General features: G+C 74.5%; 3 protein-coding genes. All 3 read left to right on the forward strand.

Going from position 1 to position 17,594, the window contains the following annotated elements:
- Window positions 1-51: 51 nt before the first annotated feature.
- Window positions 52-10,530 carry a non-ribosomal peptide synthetase gene (locus tag ABT084_RS33250; RefSeq protein ID WP_351052096.1) on the forward strand — a complete coding sequence of 3,493 codons (10,479 nt, stop codon included), beginning with the start codon at window positions 52-54 and terminating at the stop codon, window positions 10,528-10,530.
- 58 nt (window positions 10,531-10,588) lie between these two features.
- Window positions 10,589-10,819 carry an MbtH family protein gene (locus tag ABT084_RS33255; RefSeq protein WP_351052098.1) on the forward strand — a complete coding sequence of 77 codons (231 nt, stop codon included), beginning with the start codon at window positions 10,589-10,591 and terminating at the stop codon, window positions 10,817-10,819.
- An 86-nt stretch (window positions 10,820-10,905) separates the two neighbouring features.
- The coding region (locus ABT084_RS33260; protein ID WP_351052101.1) for a non-ribosomal peptide synthetase at window positions 10,906-17,594 on the forward strand (6,689 nt) is incomplete at its 3' end.

The following is a 17,594-nucleotide window of genomic DNA, read 5'->3' on the forward strand; positions in this document are numbered from 1 at the left end:
CGCCGGTCCCCCCCTGTTCTTCCCGTGTTCCCCGTTCTCCCCATTCCCGCCGTGGCGCGGCTCCGCCCCCGCGGCCCCCCTTCTTCGCTCCACCTCACCGCACCCCGCACCGGTTCCAGGCGGTCCGCCCCGGCATCCCCATGCCCACGCCCGGAATCCGCCCCTTTCTGGAGGTACAACGTGGCTCGCGCCGACGCGTCGGACAACCTGGATCTCTCCCGTCAGGTGGAGTTCTGGCGGGGCAGGCTGGAGGGCATCGCCCCCCTCGAACTGCCCGCCGACCGACCGCGCCCGGTCATCCGCAGGCCCCACACCGCGGCCTACGAGTGCGCGCTCCCGGCCGCCGCGGCGGCAGCGCTGACCGCCGCCGGAGCGCCCTTCGCCGGTGCCGCGGCCGGCGGCGCGCCCGCCCCCGGCGCCGTCCTGGCCGCCGCCGCCATCGCGGTACTTGCGCGCCACTCCGGCCAGGAGGACATCGCCCTCGGCGTGCCCTCCCCGCGCACCGGCCACACCGTGGTCCTGCGCGTACCGGTCGACGCCTCGGCTCCCTTCGGGACGCTGCTCGGCGACACCGCCGCCCGGCTGGCCGACGCCCTCGCGCACGACGGCGTACCGCTCGACGAACTGGCCCGGACGCTCGCCCCGCACAGCGACACCGGCATCACCCCGTTCGTTCAGGCCGTGGTGGCCGTGCCGGGTGAACTCCCGCACGGCTCAGGTGAGTTCGACCCGCTCGACCTGTCCTTCGAGGCCGACCCCGAGGCGGCGCTGCTGCGGATCCGCTACAGCACGGCCCTCTTCGACGAGTCCACTGCCGCCCGGCTCGCCGGTCACCTCGGCGTGCTCCTCGCGGCCGCGGCCGCCGAGCCGGCCCGCTCGCTGTCCGCGCTGCCGATGCTCACGGACCCGGAGTTCGAGCAGGTCGTCCGGGAGTGGAACGACACCGCCCGCGAGGTCCCGCTCGCCACCTTCCCCGAGCTGTACGCCGTGCACGCCGCCGCCCGCCCCGACGCGACCGCCGTCATCGACGAGCGGGGCGCGGTCAGTTACCGCGAGCTCGACGAGCGGGCCAACCGGATCGCCCACCACCTCATCGCCCAGGGCGCGGGCCGCGACCAGCTGATCGGCCTGTGCGTGGAGCGCGGCGCCGCCATGGCGGCCGGGCTGCTCGGCATCATGAAGGCGGGCGCCGCCTACCTCCCCCTCGACCCGGCCTATCCGGCCGACCGGCTGGCCTACATGCTGGAGGACTCCGGCGCCCGGATCGTGCTCACCGAGCGCGCACTGCGCGCCGCGCTGCCCGCCACCGACGCCGTCCTCGTCGACCTGACCGACGACCGCGCCGCGATCGAGGCCCGCCCGGCCACCGCCCCCGCCGTGGAGCTCGCCCCCGAGGACCTGGCCTACGCCATCTACACCTCCGGCTCCACGGGCCGCCCCAAGGGCGTGCTGGTCTCGCACGCGGGCATCGGCAACCTGGCCGCCGTACAGGCCGAGGCCTTCGAGGTGACCGGCGAGAGCCGGGTCCTGCAGTTCGCCTCCACCAGCTTCGACGCCGCGTTCTGGGAGGTCTGCATGGGCCTCCTCACCGGGGCTGCCCTGGTCATGGGCAGCAAGGAGACCCTCGCCCCCGGCGAGCCGCTGGCCGCCTACGCCGCCGAGCACGGGGTCACCCACGCCACGCTGACCCCGGCCACCGTCGCCGTGCTGCCCGAGGGCCGCGGTCTGCCGGAGACCACCACGCTCATCGTCGCCGGTGAGGCCAGCACGGGCGACCTGGTCGCCCGGTGGTCCGCGGGCCGCCGGATGATCAATGCCTACGGCCCGACGGAGAGCACGGTCTGCGCGACCATGAGCGCCCCGCTCAGCGGTGCGGCCGTACCGCCGATCGGCACGCCCATCGCGAACTTCCGCGTGTACGTCCTGGACGAGGCCCTGCACCCGGTCCCGGCCGGGGTGCGCGGCGAGCTGTACATCGCGGGCATCGGCCTGGCGCGTGGCTACCACGGCCGCTCCGGCCTCACGGCGGAACGTTTCATCGCCAATCCGTTCGGTGCGCCCGGCGAGCGCATGTACCGCTCCGGCGACATCGCCCGCCGGCAGGCCGACGGCACCCTCGAATACCTGGGCCGCGCCGACGACCAGGTCAAGGTGCGCGGCTTCCGCATCGAACTCGGCGAGATCGAGAGCGCCCTGGCCCTCCACCCCGACGTGGCGCAGGCCGTGGTCCTCACCCACAACACCAACCTGCTCGCCTACGTCTCCTGCGCCGCCGGGCGCCGCCCGACCGCCGCGGACCTGCGCGTCCACCTCGGCGCCGATTTGCCCGAGCACATGATCCCCTCGGTGATCGTGGTCCTCGACGACCTCCCGCTCACCCCGAACGGCAAGGTAGACCGCAAGGCCCTCCCGGCCCCGGGCACCGTCCGCGAGAGCGTCCCCGCCGACGAAGCCGCCGGTGACGGGGGCGCGGCGGACGGCGGAGCCCCGCGCAACGCCGTCGAGGAGACCCTCGCGGGCGTCTGGGCCGAGGTGCTCGGCCTCGAACGCGTCGGCATCCACGAGGACTTCTTCGCACTCGGCGGCAACTCGATCCTGTCCGTACGGGCCGTGGCCCGCATGCGCCGGGCCCTCGGCGTCAAGCTCTCCCCGCGCATCCTGTTCGACACCCCCACCATCGCCGCGCTCGCGGCCTTCGTGGCCCCCGAGGAGAGCGTCCAGGACACCGCCATCCCCGTCGTCTCCCGCGACGGCGTGCTCCCGATGTCCTTCGGCCAGCAACGCCTGTGGTTCCTGGAGGACTTCGACCCCGGCAGCGGCGAATACCACACCGCCATGGGCCTGCGCCTGACCGGCGCCCTGGACACCGCCGCCCTGCGCGCGGCCGCCGCCGACCTCACCGCCCGCCACGAATCCCTGCGCACCACCTTCGGTGTCGTCGGCGGCCGCGGCGTCCAGGTCGTCCACCCGCAGGACGCGCCCGAAGCGGCCCCGCAGTGGCGCACCGCCGACCTGTCCGACGTACCCGCCGCGCTGCGCGAGGAGCGGCTGCGCGAGCTGGTGCGCGCGGAGACCGCCCGCGCCTACGACCTCAAGACCGGCCCCCTGGTCCGCGTGCTGCTGGTCCGGCTGGCCGCCGACGAGCACGTGTGCGTCCTCGGCATGCACCACATCGTCACCGACGGCTGGTCGATGGGCGTCGTCACCCGCGAACTGGGCGAGCTGTACGCCGCCCGCGCCGAGGGCCGCCCGGCCGCCCTGGCCGACGTACCCGTCCAGTACCCCGACTTCGCGGCCTGGCAGCGCGGCCGGCTCGAAGGCGGCGGCCTGCTGGAGCAGCAGCTCGGCTGGTGGCGCGAGCGCCTCGACGGCATCGCCCCGCTGGAACTGCCCACCGACCGGCCCCGCCCGGCCGTGCGCTCCTCCGCCGGAGCCCAGTACGCCTTCGCGATACCCGCCGACACCACCGCCTCCATCCGCCACCTCGCGCAGGAGCAGGGCGCCACCCTCTTCATGGCGCTCACCGCCGCCGTCAAGACCGTCTTCGCCCGCTACTCCGGGCAGCAGGACATCGCGGTCGGCACCGCCACCTCGGGCCGCGCCCAGGCCGATCTCGAGCACCTGGTCGGCTTCCTGGTCAACACCGTCGTGCTGCGCTCCCGGGTCGAGCCCGACATGAACTTCGGGCAGCTCCTGGGACAGGTCAAGGAGACCGTCCTGGAGGCCTTCGCCCACGAGGACGTCCCCTTCGAGCGCCTCGTCGAGGCCGTGCGCACCGAGCGCGACACCAGCCGCACCCCGCTCGTCCAGGCCATGGTGGTGCTGCAGAACGCCCCCACCGAGGACCTCGGGCTCCCGGGCGTCCACGCCACCGCCTACCCGGTGGACCGCGAAGCCGCGCCCTTCGACCTCACCGTCGAGTTCTTCGAGACCGACGGCGGCCTCACCGCCCAGGTCGGCTACAGCACCGCCCTCTTCGACGAGGCCTCCATCGCCCGCTTCGCCGGGCACCTCTCCACCCTGCTGCTGTCCGCCGCGACCGCCCCCGACCAGCCGCTCGCCGCCCTCGCGATGCTCACCGACGAGGAGTTCGGCCAGGTCGTACGGGACTGGAACGGCCCCCGCACCGAGCCGCTGACCGGGACCTTCCCCCAGCTCGTCGAGGCCCAGGCGCGTCGCCGCCCCGACGCGCCCGCCGTCGAGGACACCCACACCACCCTCACCTACCGGGCGCTGGACGAGGCCGCGAACCGGCTCGCCCACCACCTCGTCGCCCACGGAGCGGGCCCCGGCTCGATCGTCGGCCTGTGCGTGGAGCGCGGCGCGGACCTGGTCGTCGGCCTCCTCGGCATCATGAAGGCGGGCGCCGCCTATCTGCCGCTGGACCCCGGCTATCCGGCCGACCGGCTCGCCTTCATGCTGGCCGACTCCGGCGCCGCGATCGTCGTCACCCAGACCGGACCGCTGGCCGGGCTGCCGCCCACCGACGCCCTCGTCGTGGACCTCACGGCGGACCGCGAGCTGCTCGCCGCCCGCCCGGCGAGCGCCCCCGACGTGGCGCTGCTGCCCGCCGACCTGGCGTACGTGATCTACACCTCCGGCTCGACCGGCACCCCCAAGGGCGTCCTCGTCCCGCACGCGGGCATCGGCAACCTCGCCTCCGCCGAGATCGACCGGCTGGAGGTCACCGAGGACAGCCGCGTCCTGCAGTTCGCCTCGTCCTCCTTCGACGGCGCCGTCATGGAAGTCCTGATGGCCCTGCCCGCGGGCGCCACCCTGGTGCTGCCCCCGCACGGCCCGATCGTCGGCGAGGCCCTCCAGACCTTCCTGCGCGAGCGCCGCATCACCCACACGCTGCTCGCCCCCTCCGCCGTCGCCACCCTCGTCCCCGAAGGCCTGGAAGGCCTGCGGACCCTGGTCGTCGGCGGCGAGGCCAGCACCGGCGACCTGGTCGCCCGCTGGTCCCGCGGCCGCCGGATGATCAACGCCTACGGGCCGACCGAGTCCACCGTCGTCGCCGCGATGAGCCTGCCGCTGGCGGGCGGGGCCGTCCCGCCGATCGGCAGCCCCCTGCCCAACACGTGCGTGCGCCTCCTCGACGCCGCGCTCCAGCCCGTCCCCGTCGGGGTCCCCGGCGAGCTGTACATCGCGGGCCCGCACCTGGCCCGCGGCTACCACGGCCGGGCCGGGCTGACCGCCGAGCGGTTCACCGCCGACCCGTACGGCGAGCCCGGCGCGCGCATGTACCGCTCGGGCGACGTGGCCCGGCTGCGCGCCGACGGCGCCCTCGAATACCTCGGCCGCGCCGACGACCAGGTCAAACTCCGCGGCTTCCGCATCGAACTCGGCGAGATCGAGACCGCGCTCGGCCGCCACCCGGCCGTCCGCGACGCCGTCGTCGTGGTCCACGAGGACGAGCGGGCCCGCAAGCGCCTCGTCGCCTACCTCGTCGCCGACGGCGGCCCCGGCAGCGTCCCCGCCACCGGCGAACTCCGCTCCCACCTCGCCGGATCCCTGCCCGACTACATGGTGCCCGCCCAGTTCGTCGCCCTGGACCGGCTCCCGCTCACCCCGAGCGGCAAGGTCGACCGCCGCGCCCTGCCCGCGCCGCAGCCGCAGACCGGGGCCCCGGACACCGCCCACACCCCGCCCCGCGACGCCACCGAGGAGACCCTGGCCGCCGTCTGGGCCGACGTACTCGGTGTCGAGCGGGTCGGCATCCACGACAACTTCTTCGACCTCGGCGGCGATTCGATCCTCTCGATCCAGGTGGTCTCCCGGGCCCGCCAGGCCGGGCTGCTGCTGACCTCCAAGCTGCTGTTCGTCCACCAGAGCATCGCCGCCCTCGCCGGCGCGGTCACCGCCGTCGACGAGCACCCGGCCGCCGCTCCCGCGCAGGTGTCCGGTCCGGCCGAACTCACGCCCATCCAGCGGTGGTTCTTCGCCGAGCACACCGTCAACACCGACCACTACGGCATGTCCGTCCAGGTCGAGCTGGCTCCCGAGACCGACACGGCCCTGCTGGAACGCGCCCTCGGCGCGATCGTCGTCCACCACGACGCCCTGCGCATGCGCTACACCCGCGACGGCGCCGAGTGGACCCAGGAGTACACCGACCGCGCCGCCGGCCTCTTCTCCGTACGCGACCTGTCCTCCCTCACCGACACCGAGCGCGAAGCGGCCCTGCACGAGGCCGCCTCCAGCGCCCAGCGCTCCCTCGACCTCGCGGGCGGCGCCCTCGTCAAGGGCGTGTTCCTGCGGCTCGGCGCGGCCCGCCTGCCGCGCCTCTTCCTCACCGTGCACCACCTGGTCATGGACGGCGTGTCCTGGCGCGTGCTCCTCGAAGACCTCGCCACCGCCTACGGGCAGCTCGCGGAAGGCCGCACGCCCGACCTCGGCGCCAAGTCCAGCAGCTACGGCCAGTGGTCCGAGCGACTGGCCGACCACGTCCGTACGGGCGCCCTCGACCACGAGGCCGCCCACTGGCAGCGGGTCTCCGCGGCCACCCGCGCCCTGCCGCGCACGGCGGACGCGGCGGAGGCGGCCGCCCCGAACACCTTCGGCACGGCGGCCACCGCCTCCGTCAGCCTCGGCCGCGCCGACACCGAAGCCCTTCTCCAGCGGGTCCCCGCCGCCTACCGCACCCAGATCAACGACGTCCTGCTCACCGCGCTGGGCCGGGTCCTCGGCGACTGGGCGGGCGACCCCGTCACCATCGCCCTCGAAGGCCACGGCCGCGAGGAACTCTTCGAGGACATCGACCTCTCCCGCACGGTCGGCTGGTTCACCACCATCTACCCCGTCACCCTCGACGTCCCCGCGGGCGACTGGGGCCCGGCCCTCAAGCACCTCAAGGAGGAGCTGCGGGCCATCCCCGGCCGCGGTCTCGGCTACGGCGCCCTGCGCTTCCTCGCCGAACCCGGCACCCCGGGCCACGCCCTGCGCACCGCCCCGCACCCCGAGGTCAGCTTCAACTACCTCGGCCAGTGGGACGGCACCACCAGCCACAGCGGTCTGGTCCGCAGCCGCCTCGCCGCCCTCGGCGCCGACCAGGCCCCCGACCAGCCCCGCCCGCACCTCATCGACATCGTCGCCGCCGTCACCGACGGCGAACTGCGCATCGACTGGATCCACGCCCCGTCCGCGCACCGCACCGAGGCCGTCCAGCAGCTCGCGGACACCTTCCTCGCCGCCCTGCGCGACCTGATCGCCCACTGCCTGCTCCCCGGCAGCGGCGGCGCCACCCCCGCCGACTTCCCGCTCGCCGCCCTCGCGCAGAGCGAGGTCGACCGGATCGCGGGCCCCGGCAGCGCGGCCAGGGAGGTGGAGGACATCCACCCGCTGACCCCGATGCAGGCGGGCATGCTCTTCCACACCCTCGCCGAACCCGGCTCCGGCGCCTACTTCGAGCAGCTGACCTTCGCCCTCGACGGGGTGCGCGACCCGCACCTGCTCGCCGCCGCCTGGCAGACCGTCGCCGACCACACCGAGGTCCTGCGCTCCTCGCTCTTCTGGCAGGACACCGAGCGCCCCCTGATGGTCGTCGGCCGCCGCGCCGAACTGCCCGTCACCCACTTCGACTGGCGCGCCCGCACCGCCGACGAGCAGGAGAGCGCCCTGCGCGCCTTCCTCGCCGAGGACCGCACCCGGCCGCTGGACCTGAGCACCGCCCCGCTGATGCGCCTCGCCCTGATCCGGCTCTCCGACACCAAGGTGCGGCTCGTCTGCTCCTTCCACCACATCCTGCTGGACGGCTGGTCCACCTTCGACGTGCTCGGCCAGACGTTCACCGCGTACGCCGCCCTCGCCGCCGGTGAGCCGCCCGTGCTCCCCGCCCGGCGCCCCTTCTCCGCGTACGTCGCCTGGCTGGAGCGCCAGGACCTCGGCGAGGCCGAGGCGTACTGGCGCGAGCTGCTCGCCGGATTCGCCGCGCCGACCGCACTCCCCGGCGTGCGCGGCGCCGCGAGCGGACCCCGCGCCGGGGCCGCCGGACGCACCGTGCGACGCCTGTCACCGCAGCTCTCGCGGCAGCTGGCCGACTTCGCCCGCAGCCACCGGATCACCGTCAACACCGTGCTCCAGGGCGCCTGGGCGCTGCTGCTCGGCCGGCACGCGGGGGAGCGGGACGTCGTCTTCGGCGCCACCGTCTCCGGCCGCCCCACCGAGCTGGCGGGTGTCGACTCCATGGTCGGCATGCTGATCAACACCCTGCCGGTGCGCGTCCGGATCGACGAGGCCGCCCCGGTCGGCGCCTGGCTCGCCGCGGTGCAGCGCGCCCAGGTCGACGCCCGGCAGTACGAGTACGTACCGCTGCCGCAGATCCAGGGCTGGAGCGACGTCGCGCGCGGCACCAGCCTCTTCGAGAGCCTGGTCGTCTTCGAGAACTACCCGGTCGACGAGGAGGCCGCCGCCGCCCACGGGCTGCGCCTGCACGGCCTGGAGGGCACGGAGGCCACCAACTTCCCGCTCAACCTGATCGCCTACGCCGGCGACGAGCTGACCTACACCCTGGCCTACGACGCCGGGCTGTACGACGAGCGGGAGGCGGACCGCCTCTGCGGCCACCTCGACGCCCTCCTCGCCTCGATCGCGCACAGCGCCCCGGACCAGCCGGTGGCGGCGCTCGCGATGCTCACCGACGCCGAGGCCGAGCTGACGCTGCGGTCCTGGAACGACACCGCCCGCCCGCTCCCGGACGCCACCCTGCCCGAGCTGTTCGCGGCCCGCGCCGCGCTGCATCCGGACGCCGTCGCGCTCTCGTACGAGGGCCAGGAGGTGACGTACGCCGAACTGGACGAGCGCGCCAACCGCCTCGCCCACCACCTGGTCTCCCTCGGCGCGGGCCCGGAGAGCCTCGTCGGCCTGTGCCTGGAGCGCGGCCCGCGGGCCGTCACCGCGCTGCTCGCCGTCCTCAAGGCGGGCGCCGCCTACGTGCCTCTCGACCCGGACTACCCCGCCGACCGGCTCGCGTACATGATCGGCGACGCCGGGATCCGGCTGCTGGTCACCGACGCCGGGCTGCGCGACCGCCTCCCGGCCACCGCCGGCGCCGCCCTGGTCGACCTGGACGCCGAAGCGGCGCGGATCGCGGCCCGCCCCGGGACCGCGCCCGCCGTCACCGCGGCCCCCGACGGACTCGCCTACGCCATCTACACCTCCGGCTCCACCGGCACCCCCAAGGGCGTGCTGACCAGCCACCGGGCCGTCGTACGGCTCGTCCACGAGGCGGCGTACACGGACATCGGCCCCGGCGACACCGTCGCCCAGTTCGCCTCGCTCTCCTTCGACGCCTCCACCTTCGAGGTGTGGGCCGCCCTCCTCGGCGGCGCGCGCCTCGCCGTCCACCCGTCCGAACTGCCCACCTCCGCCGGACTCGGCCGCTTCCTCAAGGACCACGAGGTCACCCACCTCTGGCTCACCGCGGGCCTGTTCCACCAGATCGCCGACGACGCGATCGGCGTCTTCAGCGGACTGCGCCAGCTCATCGCGGGCGGCGACCGGCTCTCCCCGGACCACTGCGCCCGCGTCCTGGACGCCCACCCGGGGCTGCGCCTGACCAACGGCTACGGACCCACCGAGGCCACCACCTTCACCACCACCCACGACCTGCGCGGCGCCCTGGGCGACGGCACGGTCCCGCTGGGCGCGCCGATCGCCAACACCAGGGTGTACGTCCTGGACACGGCCCTGGCACCCACCGCGACCGGTGTCCCCGGCGAGCTGTACATCGCGGGCGCCGGACTGGCCCGCGGCTACCTCGGGCGGCCCGGCCAGAGCGCCGAGCGGTTCGTCGCCGACCCGTACGGCGCCCCGGGGGAGCGGATGTACCGCTCCGGTGACCTGGTGGCCTGGCGCCCCGACGGCACCCTGGAGTTCCTCGGCCGCGCCGACGGCCAGGTCAAGATCCGCGGGTTCCGCATCGAGACCGGCGAGATCGAGGCCGCGCTCGTGGCCCACCCGGCGGTGGGGGACGCCGCCGTCGTCGTCCACACCGACGGCGAGGGCGCCGGATCCGGGCGTACGGTCCTGGTCGCCCACGTCGTCCCGGCGCCCGGGGTGCCCGCGCCCGGCGCCGAGGAGCTGCGCGCCCACCTGGCCGCCTCGCTGCCCGAGCACATGCTCCCGGCCGCCTTCACCAGCCTGACCGCGCTGCCGCTGACCGCGAACGGCAAGGTCGACCGCAAGGCGCTGCCCGCCCCGGCGGCGGAGCGGCGCATGGCCACCGGCACGGAGTACGAAGCCCCGGCCACCGTCACCGAAGAGGTCCTGGCCGAGGTCTGGGAGGAGCTGCTCGGCGTCGAACGGGTCGGCGTCCACGACAACTTCTTCGCGCTGGGCGGCGATTCACTGCTCGCCCTGCGGATGGCCTCGCGGATCAACGCCGTCTTCGGCACCGAGCTCTCCCCCCGGTCCCTCTTCGACCGGCCGACGGTCGCCGAAACCGCCTACGCCGTCGAGGAGATCATCCTCGCCGAGCTGGAGGCCGCGGCCGACGGCGCCGAGGCCGCCGAGGGCGCCGAGGCCCTCTGAGAACCCCCGCCCCACCCCCGCCCCGTCCCCTCACCGATCCCTTCTGAAAGGTCCTCTCGTGTCCAACCCCTTTGAGCAGTCCGACCGTTCCTACAGCGTGCTGGTCAACGACGAGGGCCAGCACTCGCTCTGGCCCACCGGTACCGCCGTCCCGGCGGGCTGGCACACCGCCCTCGCCGACCGGCCCCGCGAGGAGTGCCTCGCGTACGTCGAGACCCACTGGACCGACATGCGTCCGCGCAGCCTGGCCGCCGCGCCGGCCGGCGCCTCCGCCGCCGCCAACGGCTGACCGACTGGCCCTTCGGCCGCCGCCCGCGGCCGACACCGTTCCCGCCGCTCCGAACCGCTGACCCGCACTCCCTGGGGGATCCCTCGATGAACACGCCGTCTTCCCGCGCGGACCGGATAGCCGCCCTGCCCGACCGGCTCCGGGAGTCGCTCGCACAGCGGCTCTCCGGCCGGGCCCAGGCCGCCGCCGCGGCCGCCGCGGGGCCGCTGGTCCCCGCGGTCCCGCGCGGGGACGGGCTGCCGCTGTCCTACGGGCAGCAACGCCTTTGGTTCCTCGAGGACTTCGACCCCGGCCGCGCCGACTACCACTCGGCGCTCCCGCTGCGCATCACCGGCGCGCTGGACGCCGACGCGCTGCGGGGGGCCGTCGGCGACCTCGTGGCACGCCACGAGGCACTCCGCACGACCTTCCGCGCCAGGGACGGCAAGGCCCTCCAGGTCGTCCACGACGGGCTCGCCCCCGGCTGGTCGGCGGTCGAGGCGGACGGCGAGGAGAGCGCGCGGGAGATCGTCCGCGCCGAGATGGCACGCCCCTACGACCTGGCGGGCGGCCCCCTGGTCCGCGTGCTGCTGGTGCGTCTGTCCGCCGACGAGCACGTGTGCGTCCTCGGCATGCACCACATCGTCACCGACGGCTGGTCGATGGGCGTCGTCGCCCGCGAGCTGGGCGAGCTGTACACCGCCCGCGTCCAGGGCCGCCCGGCCGCCCTGGCCGACGTACCCGTCCAGTACCCGGACTTCGCGGTGTGGCAGCGCGGCCGGCTGGAGGACGGCGGGCTGCTGGAGCGGCAGACCGACTGGTGGCGCGAGCAGCTGAAGGGCATCGCCCCGCTGGAGCTGCCCACCGACCGGCCCCGGCCCGCCGTCCGGTCCTCCGCCGGAGCGGTCCACGCCTTCGCCCTGCCGGAGCACACCCTCACCGCCCTCCAGGAGCTGGCCCGCGCCCACGGCGCGACGCTCTTCATGGTGCTGACGGCCGCCGTCAAGGCGGTCCTCGCCCGCTGGTCCGACCAGGAGGACATCGCGCTCGGCACCTCCTCCGCCGCCCGCGGCCACCGGGAGCTGGAACAGCTCGTCGGCTTCCTCGTCAACACCGTCGTCCTGCGCACCCAGGTCGAACCCCAGCTGTCCTTCGCCGAGTTGCTCGGCCGGGTCAAGGACACCGTCCTCGACGCCTTCGCCCACGAGGACGTCCCCTTCGACAAGCTCGTCGAAGCCGTCCAGCCCGAGCGCGACCCCAGCCGGACCGCCCTCGTCCAGGCCATGGTGGTGCTCCAGAACGCCCCCGCCGACGCCCTCGTGCTCCCCGGCGCCCGCACCACGGCCTACCCGCTGGAGCGCGACGCCTCCCTCTTCGACCTCACCTTCGAATTCGAGGAGCGGGACGGGGCGCTGCACGGTCTGATCGAATACAGCACCGAGCTGTTCGACGAGAGCACCATCGCCCGGCTGACCGGCCACCTGGAGGTCCTGCTCGGCGGCGCCGTCGCCGACCCGGACACCGCCGTCGGCGCGCTGCCGCTGCTCACCGACGCCGAGCACCAGCAGATCGTCACGGAGTGGAACGCCACCGCACTCGCGGACGTCTGCCCCGAGCTGATCCACGAGCGGCTGGCCGACCAGGCCGCCCGCACGCCCGACGCCGTCGCCGTCATCGCCGAGGACGCCACCCTCACCCACCGCGAACTCGACGAGCGCGCCAACCGCCTCGCCCACCACCTGACCGCCCTGGGCGCGGGCCCCGGCGCCCTCGTCGGCCTCTCCGTCGCCCGCGGCTCGGCCATGGCCGTCGGCGTGCTCGCCATCCTCAAGGCGGGCGCGGCCTACGTGCCGCTGGACCCGGCCTTCCCCGCGGACCGCCTCGGCTACATGCTGGCCGACTCCGGCGCCCGCCTCGTCGTCACCGAGAGCGCCGTCCGCGACCGGCTGCCCGATTCCGGCGCCCGCCTGGTCGACCTCGACGCCGACCGCGAGACGATCGCCGCGCTCCCCGCCACCGCGCCGCGCACCGCCGTCACCGCCGCGGACCTCGCGTACGTCATCTACACCTCGGGCTCGACCGGCAACCCCAAGGGCGTCGCCATCGAGCACCGCAACGTCCGCCACATCTGCGCCTCCTGGGCCGAGCGGTACGGCCTGGAGGAGATGAAGCTGCGCTTCCTGTCGGTCTCCAGCCTCTCCGTGGACCTCTTCTTCGCGGACCTGATCCGCTCGCTGCCCTTCGGTGGCGCGCTGATCATCGCCTCCAAGGACGTCACCACCGAGCCCCCGGCCCTGCTCGACCTGATCGCCGAGACCGGCGCCACCGGCCTGGAGATCGTCCCCTCCCTGCTGAACGCCGTCCTCCAGGAGGTCGAGCGGCGCGGCGACGGCTTCCCGCCGCTGCGTCTGATCTCCGTCGGCTCGGAGGCCTGGCGCGTCGAGGACTGCGCCACGCTCCTGCGCCAGATCCGGCACGACGCCGTCGTCGTCAACGCCTACGGCGGCACCGAGGCCACCGTCGACTCCACCGTCTTCGTGCCCACCGCGCGGACGCTCGGCGCCACCGTGTACGTGCCGATCGGCCGCCCGCTGCCCGACACCCGGGTCTACGTGCTCGACGCGCGCCGGGGCCCCGTACCCGTCGGCGTGCCCGGCGAGATCTGGATCGGCGGCGCGGGTATCGGCCGCGGCTACCACGGGCGCCCCGACCTCACCGCGGAACGGTTCGTGGACAGCCCGTTCGTCGCCGGGGACCGGCTCTACCGGACCGGCGACCGGGCCCGGCTGCTGCCCGGCGGCGACCTGGAGTTCCTGGGCCGCGCCGACGACCAGGTCAAGATCCGCGGCTTCCGCATCGAACTCGGCGAGGTCGAGAGCGCCCTGCTCAGCCACCCCGACGTCGCCGACGCCGTGGTGCTGGCCCGGCAGGAGGACTCCGGCCGCCGCCGCCTCGTCGCGTACGTCGTCCCCACGGCCGCCGACGGCGCCCGCGGCGCCGGGGACGGCCCCGACACCTCCGCGCTCCGCGGCCACCTCTCCGGGCTGCTGCCCGACTACATGGTGCCCGCCGTGTTCGTCACCCTGGACCGGCTCCCGCTCACCCCGAGCGGCAAGGTCGACCGCCGGTCGCTGCCCGAGCCCGAGGTCCAGGCCGGGCGGCTCGGTACGGAGTACACCGCCCCGCGCGACGAGACCGAGCGGATCCTGGCCGATGTGTGGGCCGACGTGCTCGGTGTCGAACGGGTCGGCATCCACGACAACTTCTTCGACCTCGGCGGGGACTCGATCCTCTCGATCCAGGTGGTCTCCCGGGCCCGCCAGGCCGGGATCCGGCTCACCTCGAAGCTGCTCTTCCTGCACCAGAACGTCGCCTCCCTGGCGGGCGCCGCCGAGGCGGCCGCCCCGGCCGCCGCCGCCCCGGCGGAGGTCGGCGGCCGCGCCGAACTCACCCCGATCCAGAAGTGGTTCCTCGCGGAGCACACGGTCAACCCGGACCACTACGCGATGTCCGTACAGATCGAGCTGGCCCCGGACACCGACCCGGCCCTGCTGGACCGCGCCCTCGACGCCGTCGTCGCCCACCACGACGCCCTGCGCATGCGGTACACCCGCGAGGGCGCCGCCTGGATCCAGGAGTACGGGGACCGGCCCACCGGGATCCTCTCCGTCCTGGACCTCGTCGGCACGGACTTCACCGGTACCGACTCCACGGGCACGGACGGCCTCGGCCAGGCCCTGCACGACGCGGCCCTGTCCGCCCAGCGCGCGCTCGGCCTGAGCACCGGAACCCTGGTGCGGGGCGTCCTCTTCCGCCTCGGCGCGGACCGGCTGCCCCGGCTCTTCCTCGCCGTGCACCACATCGTCATGGACGGCGTGTCCTGGCGCGTGCTGCTCGAAGACCTGGCCACCGCCTACGAGCAGCTCTCCGCCGGCCGCGCCGCCGTCGACCTGGGCCCCAAGTCGAGCAGCTACCAGCAGTGGTCGCAGCGCCTCGCCGACCACGTCCGCGGCGGCGGCCTCGACCACGAGATCGCGCACTGGCGCGCCGTCGACCCGGCGGGCGCGCCCGCCCTGCCCGTGGACCACCCGGGCGGCGCCAACGTCACCGCCCACGAGCGGACCGTCGAGGTGCGCCTGGGCCGCCAGGAGACCGAGGCACTGCTCCAGCGCGTCCCCTCCGCCTACCGCACCCAGATCAACGACGTCCTCGCCGCCGCCCTCGGCCGCACCCTCGCCGACTGGACCGGCACCGAACGCCTGGTCCTCGGCATGGAGGGCCACGGCCGCGAGGAGCTCTTCGACGACCTCGACCTCTCCCGCACCGTCGGCTGGTACACCACCCACTTCCCCGTCGCCCTGAACCTCCCCGCGGGCCGGGCATGGGGCGAGACCCTCAAGTCGGTCAAGGAACAGCTGCGCGCCATCCCCGGCCGCGGCCTGGGCTACGACGCCCTGCGCTTCCTCTCCGAGCCGGGCACCCCCGGCCACGCCCTGCACGACGACCCGCTCCCGCAGATCAGCTTCAACTACCTCGGGCAGTGGGACGGCACCACCAGCCAGGACGGCCTGATCCGCGACCGCCTCCCGGCGCTCGGCCTCGACCACGAACTCGACGAGCCCCGCCCCTACCTCCTCGACGTCGTCGGCATGGTCGAATCCGGCACCCTCGGCTTCACCTGGATCTTCTCCGGCGAGGTCTTCGACCCCGCGACCGTCGAGCGCGTCGCCCAGGAGTTCCTGAGCGCGCTGCGCGCCCTGATCGCGCACTGCCTGCTCCCGGACAGCGGCGGCGCCACCCCCTCCGACTTCCCGCTCGCCGCCCTGGGCCAGGCCGACGTCGACCGGATCGCGGGCCCCGGCAGCGCCGCGAAGGAGATCGAGGACATCTACCCGCTGACGCCGATGCAGGCGGGCATGCTCTTCCACACCCTCGCCGAACCCGGGTCCGGCGCCTACTTCGAGCAGATGAGCTTCACCATCGACGGAGTGCGGGACCCCCTGCTCCTCGAGCGTGCCTGGCAGCACGTGAGCGACCACCTGGAGATCCTGCGCGGCGCGGTGGAGTGGGAGCGGGTGGACCGGCCGCTGCTGGTCGTGCACCGCCGCACCGAACTGCCCGTCGTCCACCTCGACTGGCGCGCGCTGAGTGCCGAGGAGCAGACGCGCGAGCTGGAGCGGTACCTGGCCGAGGACCGGGCCCGGGGCATCGACCTGTCCGCAGCGCCGCTGATGCGGCTGGCGATCGTACGGGTCTCGGACACCTCGGTCCGCGTCGCGCGGACCTCGCACCACGTGCTCCTCGACGGGTGGAGCACCTTCCAGATGCTCGACGAACTCGCCGTCTCCTACCGGGCCCTGGCGGCCGGCGAGCAGCCCGCGCTGCCCGCCCGCCGTCCCTTCTCCGCCTACGTCGACTGGCTGGAGCGGCAGGACCTGGGCGAGGCCGAGGCGTACTGGCGCGCGCTGCTCGGCTCGGTCACCGAGCCGACCGCGCTGCCCTTCGACCGCCGTCCGGCCACCACGCACCGGGCCCAGTCCGCGCAGCGGCTGGTGACCTGGCTGTCCGCCGACGCCTCCGAGCGGCTCTACGCCTTCGCGCGCGGCAACCGCCTCACGGTGAACGCCGTCCTGCAGGGCGCGTGGGCACTGCTGCTGTCGCGCTATTCCGGCGAGCGGGACGTGGTCTTCGGCGCGACCGTCTCGGGCCGCCCGGCCGACCTGGCCGGGGTCGACTCCATGGTCGGCATGCTCATCAACACCCTGCCCGTACGGGTCGAGGTCGATGCTGACGCGCCGGTCGGCGAGTGGCTGGCCCGGGTGCAGCAAGCGCAGGTGGAAGCGCGGCAGTTCGAGTACGTACCGCTGCCGCAGATCCAGGGCTGGAGCGGCACCCCGCGCGGCACCAACCTCTTCGAGAGCCTCGTGGCCTTCGAGAACTTCCCCATGGACGGCGGCGGGAACGGGGACACCGAGGGCGACGGCGGCGTACGGCTGCACAGCCTGGAGGGCGCGGACGTCACCAACTTCCCGCTGAACCTGGTCGCTTACGCGGGCGAACAGCTGGCGTACGCCCTGGCCTACGACCCGGAGCTCTTCGACGCGGACACCGTCGCGCGGCTGGCCGCGCACCTGGAGGCCCTGCTCACCGGCATGGTCGCCGAGCCCGGACAGGCCGTCGCGGCCGTGCCCATGCTCGCCGCGGGTGAGTTCGACCGTGTGGTGCGGGAGTGGAACGAGTCGGGTGGGGTGGAGGCTCCGGCGGGGACGGTGCATGGTCTGGTGGCCGAGCGGGCGGGGGTGTCGCCGGATGCGGTGGCGGTTTCGTTCGGTGGTGAGTCGTTGACGTACCGGGAGCTGGACGAGGGGGCGAATCGGCTCGCGCGTCATCTGGTGGGGTTGGGTGCCGGTCCTGATCGTCTGGTCGCGTTGTCCGTGGAGCGCGGGCTGCAGATGGTGGTGGGGCTGCTGGGCATCATGAAGTCGGGTGCGGCGTATGTGCCGTTGGACCCGGCGTATCCGGCGGACCGGTTGGCGTACATGCTGTCGGACTCGGGTGCGGAGCTGCTGGTCACGCACCGGGGCCTGAATGAGCAACTGCCCGTGGGCGAGGTCGTGGTGGTGGACCTGGACGCGGACGCCGACGCGATCGCGGCGCACCCGGCTTCGGCGCCGGCGACCGGGGTCACCGGTGACCACCTGGCCTACGTCATCTACACGTCGGGTTCGACGGGCCGTCCGAAGGGTGTGGCGGTGGAGCACCGGACGGTGCTGAACCTGCTGGCGAACTGTGAGGG

The sequence above is a fragment of the Streptomyces sp. NPDC002138 genome, from assembly GCF_040296485.1.
Lineage (GTDB): Bacteria > Actinomycetota > Actinomycetes > Streptomycetales > Streptomycetaceae > Streptomyces.